The organism is Rummeliibacillus sp. GQ308 (assembly GCF_059759115.1).
On sequence record NZ_JCAXDQ010000002.1, the window covers coordinates 181,838 to 195,829 of the forward strand.

At 39.0% G+C, this 13,992-nt stretch carries 14 protein-coding genes; 12 read left to right on the forward strand and 2 right to left on the reverse strand.

From position 1 onward, the window contains the following. Positions 1-23 precede the first annotated feature (23 nt). From AC6CHJ_RS12075 to AC6CHJ_RS12085, 3 genes are read left to right on the forward strand one after another with little or no spacing between them, the layout of a single operon-like run. Entirely contained in the window at positions 24-1,049 is a 1,026-nt protein-coding gene (locus AC6CHJ_RS12075; protein ID WP_498288733.1) for a methionine ABC transporter ATP-binding protein, read from the forward strand. Further along, on the forward strand, positions 1,039-1,707 hold the full coding sequence (locus AC6CHJ_RS12080) for a methionine ABC transporter permease (RefSeq protein WP_249774651.1): 669 nt from the start codon (positions 1,039-1,041) through the stop codon (positions 1,705-1,707). Before AC6CHJ_RS12075 ends, AC6CHJ_RS12080 begins: the two co-directional genes overlap by 11 nt. Before the next feature lie 51 nt (positions 1,708-1,758). Beyond that, complete coding sequence (locus AC6CHJ_RS12085) at positions 1,759-2,577, forward strand: MetQ/NlpA family ABC transporter substrate-binding protein (protein WP_249774650.1); 819 nt, start codon at positions 1,759-1,761, stop codon at positions 2,575-2,577. Positions 2,578-2,614: 37 nt separating this feature from the next. On the opposite strand, the gene gltC is transcribed toward AC6CHJ_RS12085, so the two are convergent. Further along, positions 2,615-3,520 (reverse strand): glutamate biosynthesis transcriptional regulator GltC, encoded by a 906-nt coding sequence (gltC, locus tag AC6CHJ_RS12090; RefSeq protein ID WP_498288734.1) that lies wholly within the window; start codon positions 3,518-3,520, stop codon positions 2,615-2,617. 502 nt (positions 3,521-4,022) lie between these two features. Here gltC and sufC point away from each other — a divergent pair. The 6 genes from sufC (at position 4,023) to AC6CHJ_RS12120 (ending at position 9,994) form a co-directional block, all read left to right on the forward strand. Then, entirely contained in the window at positions 4,023-4,808 is a 786-nt protein-coding gene (sufC, locus tag AC6CHJ_RS12095) for a Fe-S cluster assembly ATPase SufC (RefSeq protein WP_147196385.1), read from the forward strand. An 18-nt stretch (positions 4,809-4,826) separates the two neighbouring features. Further along, positions 4,827-6,134 carry a Fe-S cluster assembly protein SufD gene (gene sufD, locus AC6CHJ_RS12100; protein WP_147196387.1) on the forward strand — a complete coding sequence of 436 codons (1,308 nt, stop codon included), beginning with the start codon at positions 4,827-4,829 and terminating at the stop codon, positions 6,132-6,134. Then, the gene (locus AC6CHJ_RS12105; RefSeq protein ID WP_147196389.1) at positions 6,134-7,366 is read left to right on the forward strand and encodes an aminotransferase class V-fold PLP-dependent enzyme; all 1,233 of its coding nucleotides are present in this window, start codon (positions 6,134-6,136) and stop codon (positions 7,364-7,366) included. The genes sufD and AC6CHJ_RS12105 overlap by 1 nt, the downstream gene beginning before the upstream one ends. After that, positions 7,353-7,790 carry a Fe-S cluster assembly sulfur transfer protein SufU gene (sufU, locus tag AC6CHJ_RS12110; RefSeq protein WP_173668481.1) on the forward strand — a complete coding sequence of 146 codons (438 nt, stop codon included), beginning with the start codon at positions 7,353-7,355 and terminating at the stop codon, positions 7,788-7,790. The genes AC6CHJ_RS12105 and sufU overlap by 14 nt, the downstream gene beginning before the upstream one ends. A 185-nt stretch (positions 7,791-7,975) precedes the next feature. Further along, complete coding sequence (gene sufB / locus AC6CHJ_RS12115) at positions 7,976-9,373, forward strand: Fe-S cluster assembly protein SufB (protein ID WP_147196391.1); 1,398 nt, start codon at positions 7,976-7,978, stop codon at positions 9,371-9,373. Between the two features lie 240 nt (positions 9,374-9,613). Continuing rightward, the gene (locus tag AC6CHJ_RS12120) at positions 9,614-9,994 is read left to right on the forward strand and encodes a DUF1259 domain-containing protein (protein ID WP_498288735.1); all 381 of its coding nucleotides are present in this window, start codon (positions 9,614-9,616) and stop codon (positions 9,992-9,994) included. A 99-nt stretch (positions 9,995-10,093) separates the two neighbouring features. Here AC6CHJ_RS12120 and AC6CHJ_RS12125 read toward each other — a convergent pair whose 3' ends face one another. Next, entirely contained in the window at positions 10,094-10,606 is a 513-nt protein-coding gene (locus tag AC6CHJ_RS12125; protein ID WP_498288736.1) for a GNAT family N-acetyltransferase, read from the reverse strand. Positions 10,607-10,841: 235 nt separating this feature from the next. Here AC6CHJ_RS12125 and AC6CHJ_RS12130 point away from each other — a divergent pair, with 235 nt between their 5' ends. The 3 genes from AC6CHJ_RS12130 (at position 10,842) to AC6CHJ_RS12140 (ending at position 13,958) form a co-directional block, all read left to right on the forward strand. Then, positions 10,842-11,306 (forward strand): SMI1/KNR4 family protein, encoded by a 465-nt coding sequence (locus AC6CHJ_RS12130; protein ID WP_498288737.1) that lies wholly within the window; start codon positions 10,842-10,844, stop codon positions 11,304-11,306. A 159-nt stretch (positions 11,307-11,465) separates the two neighbouring features. Further along, positions 11,466-12,737 (forward strand): helix-turn-helix domain-containing protein, encoded by a 1,272-nt coding sequence (locus tag AC6CHJ_RS12135; RefSeq protein ID WP_498288739.1) that lies wholly within the window; start codon positions 11,466-11,468, stop codon positions 12,735-12,737. Positions 12,738-12,749: 12 nt separating this feature from the next. Further along, positions 12,750-13,958 carry an MFS transporter gene (locus tag AC6CHJ_RS12140; protein WP_498288740.1) on the forward strand — a complete coding sequence of 403 codons (1,209 nt, stop codon included), beginning with the start codon at positions 12,750-12,752 and terminating at the stop codon, positions 13,956-13,958. Positions 13,959-13,992: the final 34 nt, after the last annotated feature.

The following is a 13,992-nucleotide window of genomic DNA, read 5'->3' on the forward strand; positions in this document are numbered from 1 at the left end:
TTTTTGATGAAAGGGGTTTGGCTATGATTCTCTTAAAGAATGTACTAAAAAAATATAAAACAGCAAGTGGATCCCTTACAGCTGTCCAAGATGCCAATTTGACGATCAGAAAAGGTGAAATATTTGGAATTATCGGTTACAGCGGTGCTGGTAAGAGTACAATGATTCGTTTGTTAAACGGGTTGGAAAAACCGACTTCAGGCACCGTACAAGTGAGCGGGTACGATATATCCACCATTAAGGGAAAAGAGCTGAGACAGGCAAGACAGAAGATCAGCATGATATTCCAGCATTTCAACCTGCTATGGTCGCGGACTGTGGAAGAAAATATCGCCTTTCCTCTTGAAATAGCGGGCGTTGGAAAAGAGGCACGCCAAAAGCGAGTAAGCGAATTAGTTGAAATGGTTGGCTTAAAGGGAAGAGAGAAAGCCTATCCATCCCAATTGTCAGGTGGGCAAAAACAGCGCGTAGGAATTGCAAGGGCATTAGCCAATAATCCAGAAGTGTTGCTTTGTGACGAAGCAACCTCAGCGCTCGATCCGGAAACAACAGATGCTATCCTAGATTTGCTTTTAGACATTAATGAAAAGCTGGGCATTACAGTTGTGCTTATCACACACGAAATGCATGTTATACGCAAAATCTGTCATCGAGTGGCCGTGATGGAGGCTGGGCAAATCGTTGAGCAAGGCAATGTTCTAGAGGTGTTCCAATCGCCAAAAGCAGAAATTACAAAAAAATTCGTTTCTCAGGTAACAGAATCAGCAGAACATAAAGAATCGATTTCGCAAATGTTGGATGATCCAAACAGCCAATTAATTCAGCTGACATTTGTCGGCAAGAAAGCTGAGCAGCCAGTGATTTCGCATTTGATTCGCACATTCGATGTGGATGTAAATATTGTGCACGGAAATATTTCCGCTACCAAAAGCGGTCCATACGGCACACTGATCGTTCGCATTGCAGGCAATGAAGAAAATATAAATAAAGCCATTCAATACTTAGATGGGGAAGACGTTAAATCGGAGGTGATCCAACATGCTAACTAAGTTATTTCCAAATGTGGATTGGCTAGCAATGTGGGAAGCAACACAGGAAACTATTTATATGACAGTAGTCTCAACTGTGTTCACCTTTGTCATAGGGCTTCTATTAGGGATTATCCTATTTTTGAGCAGTCCCAATCAATTATGGGCAAATAAGCTAGTCAATTGGCTGACAGGATCAGTCGTGAATATTTTCCGCTCTATTCCATTTATTATTCTGGTGATCCTCCTTATCCCGTTTACTAAAATGCTATTGGGAACGCTTCGGGGAGCGAATGCAGCATTGCCGGCATTAATTATCGGCGCTGCTCCATTCTATGCAAGACTGGTATTGATTTCTTTCCGGGAGATTGATAAAGGGGTCATTGAGGCAGTCCGATCTATGGGCGCTAAAACAAGTACATTAATCTGGAAGGTCTTAATCCCAGAATCATGGCCAGCTTTGATATCTGGTATTACAGTGACAGCTGTAGCATTAGTCGGTTATACAGCAATGGCGGGCATCATTGGAGCAGGTGGCCTTGGCGACTTAGCCTTTTTAGATGGCTTCCAACGTAGCCGTACAGACGTCGTATTCGTTGCCACGGTGTTTATATTAATCATCGTGTTTGTTATCCAAATAGTGGGTGACTTTATTACAGCAAGACTTGATAAACGATAATTTGGTTGAACCGTTCAGACGTTCACATAAAACGAAAGGGAGTTATGAAAAATGAAGAAACTTGTAGCAGGAATTCTTACCGCATCGTTGGCACTTAGCCTAGCAGCATGCGGAAACAAAGACAAAGCAGGATCAGACAAAGAATTGGTAGTGGGTGCATCTAATACGCCTCATGCCATCATTTTGGAAAAAGCGAAGCCAATTCTTAAAAAAGAAGGCATTGATTTGAAGATTGAAAAATATCAAGATTATGTGTTGCCAAACAAAGATTTAGATAATGGTGATCTTGATGCCAACTACTTCCAACACATTCCGTATCTTGAAGAGCAAATGAAAGATAATAACTATGATTTTGCGATTGCCGGCAAAATTCACATCGAACCAATCGGCGTCTATTCACAAAAATATAAATCACTTGATAAGTTGCCAGATGGAGCGACTATTCTAATCTCCAACTCTGTGACTGACCAAGGTCGTACACTTCAATTGCTTCAAGCAAACAAGTTGATTACGCTTAAAAAAGGTGTAGATCCTACTAAAGCAGTCATTAAAGATATTGATGAAAATCCGAAACACTTAAAAATCGATGGCGGCACTGCACCTGAAATGCTAGTGCAAATGTACAAAAACGGGGAAGGCGATGCGGTTGTCATCAACTCTAATTTCGCTATTGATGCTGGTTTAGTCCCAACAAAAGACGCTATTGCTATTGAAAGCTCTGATTCACCATATGTAAACGTAGTGGCAGTGAAGAAGAAAAATAAAGATAACAAAGCAGTGAAAAAACTAGTAGATGCCCTGCATTCAAAAGAAATCCAAGACTTCATTACGAAAGAATGGAAAGGGTCAGTTGTACCGGTTTCTAAATAAAACAAAAAGGTGTAAGCATTTAATGCTTACACCTTTTTTATAATTTAAATTGCGACAGCCGTGAGAATAGTTGGCATACAAAGTCTAAAAAGATTTTTTCAGAAGGGGCCAGGTCACGATTGCGTGGATAGATAACCCCAACATTTCGTGTGAATGGCGGATTGGTGAGCGTCAACTTAGCTGTACGACGAGGTGTAGCATCGTAAAATGCACTTTCCGGTAGTAGGCTTACGCCGATTCCTGCGGCAACCAAGCCCTTTAAAGCATCTAAATCTTCACCCATCGTTGTGATATGTGGTGTAAAACCGACGGATTTGCAAGCTTCTACAGCAACCTGATGTAGTATGTAATCTCTCGGAAACACAACAAAAGGATCTTTATGAAGGTCGGCCAATTGGATTTCCTTTTTATTTGCCAGGTGATGGTTTTCAGGGACCAAAGCGGCGATGTTTTCAGTAAAAAGTATTTTTGTATCAATCAATTCTTCGTTTGCTGGAACAGGCCCTAAGAAAGCTAAGTTTAATTCGCGATCCTTTACAGCCTGGATCAGATAGCGATAAGACCCTTGGCGTAATTGAAAGGAAACCGTCGGATGTTCTTTCTTGAAGGCTGATATGATGGTGGGCAGCAAAAAACTAGCCAGGCTTGTAGGGAAGCCGATTTTAATCGTTCCTTCTTCAGGGTTCAAGTATTCTTCAATCTGTTTTTGTGCAAAGTCGATGGCTTTCAATGATTCCAGTGTGTGTTCATAAAATACTTTGCCTATAGGCGTAAGCTTCACATTTCGACCAATGCGTTCAAACAGTTTAACACCTAGTTCATCCTCTAAATTGGCGATTTGCCTGCTGACTGCTGATTGTGCCACTTGCAGTTTTTCAGCAGCAATCGAAATATGCTCTCTTTCTGCTACAGCGACAAAATATCGTAATTGGCGTAATTCCAAATCGACACTCTCTCCTTTCTATCTAATTTTTCGATTAATTCTAATTGAATTATATATGTTTTGGATGTTTTTTTAAACGGAAAGCCAGCTCCCCATAAAAAAAGAACTCATTGCCTTAATAGTGAATGAGGATTCTGGGTAGAATAGGGCGAGGAGATTCTATGAAAATGAAATATTTTATTTTGATTTTTTTAAAAGAAATGCGTGTCGGAATGGGAGAGGAGATGTGGATGAAACTAGAATGGTAAAGGGGTTAACACAGTTTTCATAGTGAAATCAATTCTCAATTAGAATCCTTCTATTGAAAATCATTTGATTTTCATTTAAGCTGATAGATAGTGAGCCCAAAATGTTTTGAAATAATGTATACCAACTATCTTTGATTAGGATGAGAAACATTTTCAAATGATTTGCAAAGGGCTTTTTTTTGAGATAAAATTAGAATGATATTAAATTAGAAATGATAGCAAACATTTCATTGAAAATAAATGGGGGTAATACAATGTCAACTTTAGTCATTAAAGATCTTCACGTCGAAATTGAAGGCAAAGAGATTTTAAAGGGTGTTAATTTATCACTCAATACAAACGAAGTACATGCAATCATGGGTCCAAACGGTACAGGTAAATCTACATTAGCTTCTGCTATTATGGGCCATCCAAAATATGAAGTAACATCTGGTTCTATTACTTTAGATGGCGAAGATGTACTAGCTATGGAAGTAGACGAACGTGCAAAAGCAGGTCTATTCCTAGCAATGCAATATCCTTCAGAAATCAGCGGTGTTACTAACGCAGACTTTATGCGTTCTGCAATCAACGCAAAACGCGGCGAAGGCAACGAAATTTCACTTATGAAATTCATCCGCGAATTAGATGAAAAAATGGACTACCTAGAAATGCCTGAAGAAATGGGCCAACGTTACTTAAATGAAGGATTCTCTGGCGGTGAGAAAAAACGTAATGAAATTCTTCAATTAATGATGTTAAAACCTAAATTTGGTATCTTAGATGAAATCGACTCTGGTTTAGATATCGATGCATTAAAAGTTGTATCTAAAGGAATCAATGCAATGCGCGGCGAAGGTTTCGGTTGCTTAATGATTACCCACTATCAACGCCTATTAAACTACATCACACCTGATCATGTACACGTAATGATGCAAGGTCGCGTAGTTAAATCTGGTGGCGAAGAGTTAGCTCAAAGACTAGAAGCTGAAGGCTATGACTGGGTTAAACAAGAATTAGGAATCGAAGACGAAGAAGAAACTACAGGACAAGAAGCATAAGAGGGAGGATGAGCCAACATGACGGTTGAAACAAAATTAACAGTAACCGCCGAAGATGTACGCTCTTTCTCTGAAGCCCAAAGCGAACCTAGCTGGTTGACTGAGCTTCGTGAACGTGCACTAGCGGATGTAGAGAACTTGCCAATGGCAAAACCAGATAAAACAAATATCGAAAAATGGAACTTCACTGAATTCCCATCACTTTTAGTGGAGAGCGCTCCATTTGCTTCTTTGGAAGATTTGCCAGCAGAAGTAAAGGCAATCGTAGACATTGAAGGTCAACAAAACATTTATATTCAACGCAATAACACGCCAGCTTTCTTGCAATTATCAGAAGATCTAGCAGCTCAAGGCGTTATTCTTACAGATATCCATACAGCAGCACGCGAACATAGCGAGCTTGTACAAAAGTACTTCATGACTGAAGGCGTAGAAGTGAATCAGCACAAACTGACATCTTTGCACGCAGCTTTAGTTAATGGTGGTGTGTTTGTCTATGTACCAAAGAATGTGGTAGTAGAAGAACCAATCCAAGCCATTTTCCTTCATGACAATGAAGATGCTTCATTATTCAACCATGTATTGGTTGTAGCAGAAGCAAACAGCTCTGTCACTTATGTGGAAAACTATCTTTCTACTATGGAAGAAGCAAAAGGACAAGCTAACATTATCTCAGAAGTAATCGTAAACGATAATGCAAAAGTTACGTATGGCGCTGTAGATGTGCTTGCAAAAGGTTTGACAACTTACGTGAACCGCCGAGGCATTTTACATCGTGATGCGACAATTGATTGGGCACTTGGCTTGATGAATGACAGCGATACGATTTCTGAAAACATCACATACCTAAAAGGTGATGGTTCACATGCAGATGCTAAATCAGTGGTTGTAGGTCGCGGCGAACAAAGCCAAAACTTTACTACAGAAGTAAGACATTGGGGTAAAGCATCTAACGGTTATATTTTGACTCATGCTGTAATGAAAGATGCGGCTCGCGCTATTTTCAACGGTATTGGCAAAATCGAGCATGGCGCAACAAAAGCGGATGCAGAACAAGAATCACGCGTTCTTATGTTAAGCAAAGATGCTCGAGGCGACGCTAACCCAATCCTATTGATTGAGGAAGATGATGTAACTGCTGGACATGCAGCTTCAGTTGGCCGCGTTGACCCAGTTCAGTTGTACTACCTAATGAGCCGAGGCATTTCAAAAACAGAAGCAGAACGTTTAGTAATTCATGGATTCTTAGCCCCTGTCGTTAACAAATTGCCAATCGAAGGCGTTAAAAAACAATTGACGGAGGTCATTGAAAGGAAAGTTCGCTAATGATTAATGAAGATATTCGAAGCTATTTTCCAGTATTAAACCAAGAAGTAAATGGTCATCCTCTAGTCTATTTAGATAGTGCTGCTACAACTCAAAAGCCTATTCAAGTGCTTGAGGCTGTGAAGCGCTACTATGAATACGAAAACTCAAACGTCCACCGTGGCGTTCATACATTGGGCAATCGTGCAACAGACTCCTATGAAGGAGCGCGCGAGAAAGTCCGCAAATTTATCAATGCTAAGTCAACGGAAGAAATCATCTTTACGCGTGGTACTACTGAAAGCTTAAATATGATTGCAGCAAGTTATGGCCGCGAAAATGTAGGTGAGGGCGATGAAATTGTCATCACCTATATGGAGCACCACTCCAACTTGATTCCTTGGCAACAGCTTGCTAAAGAAAAAAATGCAACACTTAAATACGTCGAGTTGAATCCTGATGGTACCATCTCAATGGATACAGTCAAAGAAGCAATTACAGATCGTACTAAAATCGTTGCGATGTCTTCAGCATCTAATGTACTGGGCACAATCAACCCGATCAAAGAAATCACAGCTGTTGCTCATTCACATGGCGCAGTTATGGTGGTAGACGGGGCACAAGGTGTACCTCATTTTAAAACAGATGTACAAGACTTAGATTGTGATTTTCTAGCATTCTCCGGCCATAAAATGTGCGGCCCAACTGGTATTGGTGTATTATATGGTAAAAAAGAGCACCTAGAAAACATGACACCAATATCCTTCGGGGGCGAAATGATCAGCACAGTTGATTTGTATGAATCTACATGGGCAGACCTTCCTTGGAAATTTGAAGGCGGCACACCAAACATCGCCGGTGCGATTGGACTTGGTGCTGCGATTGATTTCCTTGAAGAAATCGGCATGGACAGAATCGTGGAACATGAACGTAGATTAACTCAATATGCATTTGAACAAATGGCAAAGATTGAGGGCATTTCAATTTATGGTCCAACAGATCCTGCAAAACGTTCAGGGCTGATAACATTCAACCTAGAAGGCGTACACCCGCATGATTTAGCGACAGCGCTAGATATGGAAGGCATTGCAGTACGTGCTGGCCATCACTGTGCACAACCATTGATGAGATGGCTCTCCTGTGCAGCAACAGCCCGTGCAAGCTTCTATATTTATAATAATGAAGAGGATATTGACCGACTTGTTGAAGGGTTGCGTAATGCAAAGGAGTATTTTGCTGATGTCAATGAATAAACTTGATCAACTTTATCGTTCTGTCATTATGGATCACTATAAAAAGCCACGCAACAAAGGCGTGATCGATGACTCAAACATTTCTATCGATATGAATAACCCTACATGTGGTGACCGTATCCATTTGTCACTACAAGTTGAAGATAACATCGTAAAAGATGCGAAATTTGACGGAGAAGGCTGTTCAATTTCAATGTCTTCCGCTTCCATGATGACACAAACTATCATCGGGAAAACAACGGAAGAAGCAGTAGAACTAGCACATGTCTTCTCTGAAATGATGCTTGGCCATGAGCATGACGAATCATTGGACCTTGGCGATGTAGAAGCACTATCCGGTGTCTCTCAATTCCCAGCTCGAATCAAATGCGCAACACTTTCTTGGAAAGCGATGGAAAAGGGTATTAAAGAATTAGAATCATAATTCCATTTGGGAAGCGGAAGATGACGACTCCAACGGAAAAGGCTTGAACTGAAAGCCCCGCAGGAACGTAGTGACGAGGAGATTGAAGTCAAGCCCGTGGAAAGCGTCGTCTGAAGCGGAACATTTACACTACATCTAAAAGTAACTTGCAGTGCAAGTTAGGGATAATAAGAGGAGGAGAAATAATGGCTAAACAAATGCCTGAAATTGGCGATTACGAGTACGGCTTCCATGACAAAGACGTATCCATTTTCCGTACAGAACGTGGGCTAACTCCTGAAATCGTAAAAGAGATCTCAAAAATGAAAGATGAGCCAGAGTGGATGCTTGACTTCCGCTTGAAATCATTAGACATTTTCTATTCAAAACCAATGCCTCAATGGGGCGGCGACTTATCCGGTTTAAACTTCGATGAAATTACGTACTACGTAAAACCATCTGAAGCAACTCAGAAATCATGGGATGAAGTACCTGCTGAAATCAAAGCAACATTTGATAAACTAGGTATCCCTGAAGCAGAGCAAAAATACCTTGCCGGTGTATCTGCACAATACGAATCAGAAGTGGTATACCACAACATGAAAGAAGAGCTTGAAAATCTAGGCGTTGTCTTCAAAGATACAGACTCAGCTCTTCGTGAAAACGAAGATCTTTTCAAAGAATACTTCGGTAAAGCAATCCCGCCAAATGACAACAAGTTTGCAGCATTGAATTCAGCTGTATGGTCAGGTGGTTCATTCATCTATGTACCAAAAGGCGTTGAACTTGAAACACCACTTCAAGCTTATTTCCGTATCAACTCTGAAAACATGGGTCAATTCGAGCGTACTTTAATCATCGTGGATGAAGGCGCAAGCGTGCACTATGTAGAAGGATGTACAGCACCTGTTTATACAACAAGTTCATTGCACAGTGCGGTTGTAGAAATCTTCATCAAAAAAGATGCATACTGCCGTTATACAACAATCCAAAACTGGGCAAACAACGTGTACAACTTGGTAACAAAACGTGCAACATGTGAAGAAAATGCAACAATGGAATGGATCGATGGTAATATCGGTTCTAAACTTACAATGAAATACCCAGCATGTATCCTAAAAGGCGAAGGCGCACGTGGTATGACTTTATCTATTGCGATTGCTGGACGCGGCCAAAACCAAGATACAGGCGCTAAAATGATTCACTTAGCACCAAACACATCATCAACAATTGTTTCTAAATCCATCTCAAAACACGGTGGTAACGTAACATACCGTGGACAAGTAAAATTCGGTAAACGCGCAACAAATGCTCGTGCCAATATCGAATGTGATACATTGATTATGGACAACGAATCAACTTCAGATACAATTCCTTACAATGAAGTGATGAATGATCAAATCGCTCTAGAACACGAAGCGAAAGTATCAAAAGTATCAGAAGAACAATTATTCTACTTGATGAGCCGTGGTGTTTCTGAACAAGAAGCAACAGAAATGATCGTAATGGGCTTCATCGAACCATTCACAAAAGAACTTCCGATGGAATATGCGGTTGAAATGAACCGTCTAATCAAATTCGAAATGGAAGGTTCTATCGGTTAATTTATATTAGCCAATACTAAAGGAGACGAACTATAAAAGTTCGTCTCCTTTTTTGCGATATACCACCAAACACATGAAGAACATCATTGAATCTGTATATTTTTATACGGATTCTTCTTTTATTTTAGAGAGTATTTCACCTAAAAACCGAACTTATTAATATCTATAGTAGCGTTGCCTATGCAAAACTTAAACAAGCTTCATATGCTGTAGTAGACAAGATAGAAAGAAGGGCTGAATTTGTCTACTTGCCAAAAACTAGCAGATATTATCGGTGGTGAAGTCGTACAATCAAACCCTTGTGTAGTTATGCGTCTTCGAGATATTCGGGCAACGATATTAGGTCGTCGCACTCTTTCACCATTAGCATTGCCATTTATGTTATCCTTTGAAAAAAATGGTCTTAATCTAGGTGAAAGTGTACTTCTTGAAAGAGAAGTTAATCCGATGCTTGATGCATTACGAAAAAGAGGGCTGAAAGTAACTGCATTTCATAACCATTGGCTGTTTGAAGAGCCAAGGTTAATGTATATGCATTGGGAAAACGTTGAAATGGATCCATTTGAGTTTGCTAAAAGAAGTTTTGAGGCAGCACGTGAAGCTGGCCTGAAATTTATCTAATGATTAAATAGAATGTGAATCTGGAGCATCGGAAGATTTGAATTTCAACAAGGAGATGAACCATGATAGTTCGTCTCCTTTTTTAATACAAATTCGGTTTTATTTCTCTGTAGGATTGCTGGGTCCATTCAGTTCTAATTGATAAAAGGCTAAATCAAGCCACTTATTGAATTTATATCCTGCTTTTTGTATGGTGCCTGAATATACAAAGCCAAAGTTTTTATGCATTGCAATACTTTTTTCATTCGTTGCATCAATACCAGCGATGAGGGTCATATACTCCCGTTTCTTAGCAATTGCAATAATTTTATTTAATAAAGAGGATCCAATTCCTTTTTTCCTGTACTGTGTATCTACATAAACAGAATGTTCAATAGAATATTTATAGGCGGGCCAGGCTCTAAAAGGGCCGAATGTCGCAAAACCAACTACTTTATCGTCTTCTTCACATACGACTATTGGATAACCTTCTGCTCTCTTTTGTTCAAACCAAGCTTCCCTGCTTTCAAGTGTTTGGGGGGTATAGGAGTAAACAGCTGTTGTATGGAGTATGGCGTCATTATAAATATGCAAAATGTCGACTAAATCTTTTTCAGTGGCTTCTCTGATCATTTTTCTCTTCCTTTCAAATGGTCTTTTCTTTTCATTGTAGAATGTTCCATGCAAAACGTAAAATTGTACTTATGAGTCGTTTGCTATAATATAAAGTTCAACTACAGATAAGACACTTGCATTACCAACATTTAAAAGAAAAGGAGGGTTTAACATTACCAAAATTAAAGACGTTTTAGATGAACTAAAAAGTCAGTTAGACGAGAATTTTACAAGACTTGAACCTACTGGAATATTGGACATAGATGACAAAGAAATTCTGCGTGAGGTATGTACATTTAATGAGGCTGCAACAGAAGATGAGATTAATTTAGTAGAAAAGGAATTGGGTATTACAATGCCTATTGACTATCGAGATTTTTTACTACTTCATAATGGCATGACATTGTTTAGTTCTTACCTTACTAGTTATACTTTTTTTAGTTTAGATGAAATCCGCACAAATTTTTTGATTGTACAAAAGGATTTTAAAGAAGAAGATCTTGAACCTACTAAGGATTATCCTATTGGGGAGTATCCGGATGTAGGCTATATTATGATAAGTGACGCATTAGTTACGAATTATTCTTCACAAGGTGCAATCTATGTGGGCCATATCCTGCCAGAAGAAACAGAAGAATCATTTGTTTCTTTTATAGAAAATGTGATTAAAAAAACAGGCGAGTTCTTTTGGGAGGATCAAAGCCTTACAGAATATTAAACGATCAGGGATCACACCAATATGTGGTCTTTTTTATTTTCTATTACGATTGTGTAAGTGGGCCCAGCTTTTATTCTTAAGTATCGATTGTAATCTTCATTTACACAATATTTAAAAACATCTCTTTTTGTTACACTATATTATAAGGGGTGACAACGAATGGAGAAAGAGAAATATTGGGGGAAACTCATTAAATATCACAGGCAAATGCAAGGACTAAAGCAAGATGATTTAGCAATTGGTATTTGTACAGCTTCTTATTTGAGCCGAATAGAAAATGAAGTTGTGATGGCTGACGAGAATGTTTATACTATGTTATTTGAGCGTCTTGGCATTGATTTTATAACAGAGCAAAAACAAGTAAAACAGGTGAATATGCAACTAGATAATTTTTATGAACAGCTTCTTTCAAATCAAACATTAAACGATCAAGAGTTGAATGACTTAGTATCCTGGCAGTCGAATGAATTGCATCGAACGTTGCAATTACGCGCTAAACTTGTCTATATTCGTTATCTCCTTTCAATAGATTATTTAAAAGAAGCGGAGGACCAATTGCAAAAGATCGAAACATTTATTTCCTGGCAACAGGATAGGGAAACCCAAATGTATATTGGAACTTCTACATACTTTTATTTATCGACTATGAACTATACCGCGATTTTAGAACGAGAAGATAAGCTGCATTTACGTCATTTATTGCTTACCACAAACCAATTTGAATTGGCTAATTATGATTACCATTTAGCATTCGCCGCACACCGAGCTTATGCCTTTCAACAAGCTTTAACGTATATTGAAAGAGCAAATCAATCATTTACTCATTTTTACAAGCCACTCTTTCAATTAAAGCTGTATTCCATGAAAGGTGTAATCTTGAATGCACTTGGCCGATATGGCGAAGCAATGAGAGAATTTGAGGCTGGTATGAATTTGTTGAGCCATGTACAAGAAATTCAAACAGCACGACAATACAGCTCATTAATGAATAACATTGCATTTAGTTTTGAAAGTCAGGGAGATTATGAGCGTGCCCAGCAACATTACCAGAAAGCCAATGACTATCTAGAAGATTTACATACCGTTATTAATTGGATGCGAGTGAGTTATAGAGCTAACGATTTTGAGAAGCTTAGCTCGCTATTTGATTGCTATCCTTTAGATCGTTTTTCAATTGGCCATCATCTCTATCAATGGGAGCTATTATCTATGGCATTGAATCCAGAAGATCATACTTTGGAACAACTGCAAGATATCGAACGACGTGCCTTCATTTATTTTGATGAACAGAATCATTTAGAGCTAATATTGTTTTATGTCCCCCTTTGGGCAACATTTTATGAGCGTCTGCAAGCCTATAAACCTGCAAGTGCTTGTTATCGTAGAGCTTTTAAAGCAAGTGAAAAGTCTCGAAGTTTATTGAGTCATTAAGGGGGAGAGGCAATGGCGTTAAACAGAAACTATTTACTACTCTTAACCGGATTTGGGATTTCTAATTTAGGCAACTGGATTTATTTAATTGCTTTAAACTTATCAGTATGGCATCTAACTCATTCACCAGCAGCTGTGTCTGGGCTCTTTATTGTAGGTCCTGTAGCTCGTATCTTGTGTAATTTTTTCGCTGGGACATTTATTGACCGTCATAATAAAAGACGTATCATCACCTGGAGTGATATTGTGCGAGGTATCATTGTTTGTCTAATGCCTTTTGCACAATCCGTTTGGTTGATCTATCTGTTCATAGGGATTGCTAATATTGCAAGTTGTTTTTTTGCCCCTAGCAGCACATTCCTAATTGCGAAATTGGTTAACGACAAGGATAAACAACGCTTCAATGCGATTAATAGTACTATCGGTTCTGGCTCATTTATGCTGGGACCAGCGCTCGCAGGTATCATCATAGGTGCGACAAATACATCAGTTGCCATGTGGGTAAATGGCTTATCATTTTTTGCTTGTGCATGGCTTATCTTTTTATTACCTAACAATGAGCTAGTGACAGATGAAAAATACGAAAGAATAACAGTGCATTTGATATGGGAAGATTTTAAGCACGTATGGAAATATTGTAAAGAAAAGTTGCCCTATCTTCTACTTTTTATATTTTATTCTCTTCCATTGATGATAGCTTTCGCTCTAGATTCGCAGGAAATAACATTTATTAAACAGTACTTGTTAGCATCTGATAGCCTGTATGGCATCACAGTAACGATGGCGGGCGTCGGAGCTATTTTAGGAGGAGTGATGGCAGCAGCTGCTACAAAACGCTTTTCATACAGCTTGTATATTGGTTGCGGTCTGACCCTGACTCTTTTTAGTTATTTTTCTTTTTACGCGTCACACTCCATCCGTTTTGCTGTGATTAGCCTTATGCTACTTGGCTTTTGTATGGCATTCAGCAATACAGGGTATGATACATTCTTTCAAAAAACAATACCGACAAATCTGATGGGCCGATTTAGCAGCACGTTAAGCCTTGGCCAAAGTATACTTCAGATCACATTTACCTTTTGTATAGGCTTGTTTGCCGAATGGTGGTCAGTACAGGCAGTGGCTTTAATTTTTTCAAGTATAGGTATTATGTTAGCACTTAGTTTATTTTTTATTATTTTACGTAATACATCTCACTTTGCTTTTGAAAAGCAAATATAAAGGCTAGGTGGTTAATTCAAACCTAAACCTACTA

Bases quoted from the DNA above. Each gene is read 5' to 3' on its own strand.
- AC6CHJ_RS12125 (WP_498288736.1), bottom strand. From the start codon at position 10,606: ATGATCAGAGAAGCCACTGAAAAAGATTTAGTCGACATTTTGCATATT.
- sufD (WP_147196387.1), top strand. From the start codon at position 4,827: ATGACGGTTGAAACAAAATTAACAGTAACCGCCGAAGATGTACGCTCT.
- AC6CHJ_RS12140 (WP_498288740.1), top strand. From the start codon at position 12,750: ATGGCGTTAAACAGAAACTATTTACTACTCTTAACCGGATTTGGGATT.
- sufU (WP_173668481.1), top strand. From the start codon at position 7,353: ATGTCAATGAATAAACTTGATCAACTTTATCGTTCTGTCATTATGGAT.
- sufB (WP_147196391.1), top strand. From the start codon at position 7,976: ATGGCTAAACAAATGCCTGAAATTGGCGATTACGAGTACGGCTTCCAT.
- sufC (WP_147196385.1), top strand. From the start codon at position 4,023: ATGTCAACTTTAGTCATTAAAGATCTTCACGTCGAAATTGAAGGCAAA.
- AC6CHJ_RS12135 (WP_498288739.1), top strand. From the start codon at position 11,466: ATGGAGAAAGAGAAATATTGGGGGAAACTCATTAAATATCACAGGCAA.
- AC6CHJ_RS12085 (WP_249774650.1), top strand. From the start codon at position 1,759: ATGAAGAAACTTGTAGCAGGAATTCTTACCGCATCGTTGGCACTTAGC.
- AC6CHJ_RS12075 (WP_498288733.1), top strand. From the start codon at position 24: ATGATTCTCTTAAAGAATGTACTAAAAAAATATAAAACAGCAAGTGGA.
- AC6CHJ_RS12105 (WP_147196389.1), top strand. From the start codon at position 6,134: ATGATTAATGAAGATATTCGAAGCTATTTTCCAGTATTAAACCAAGAA.
- AC6CHJ_RS12080 (WP_249774651.1), top strand. From the start codon at position 1,039: ATGCTAACTAAGTTATTTCCAAATGTGGATTGGCTAGCAATGTGGGAA.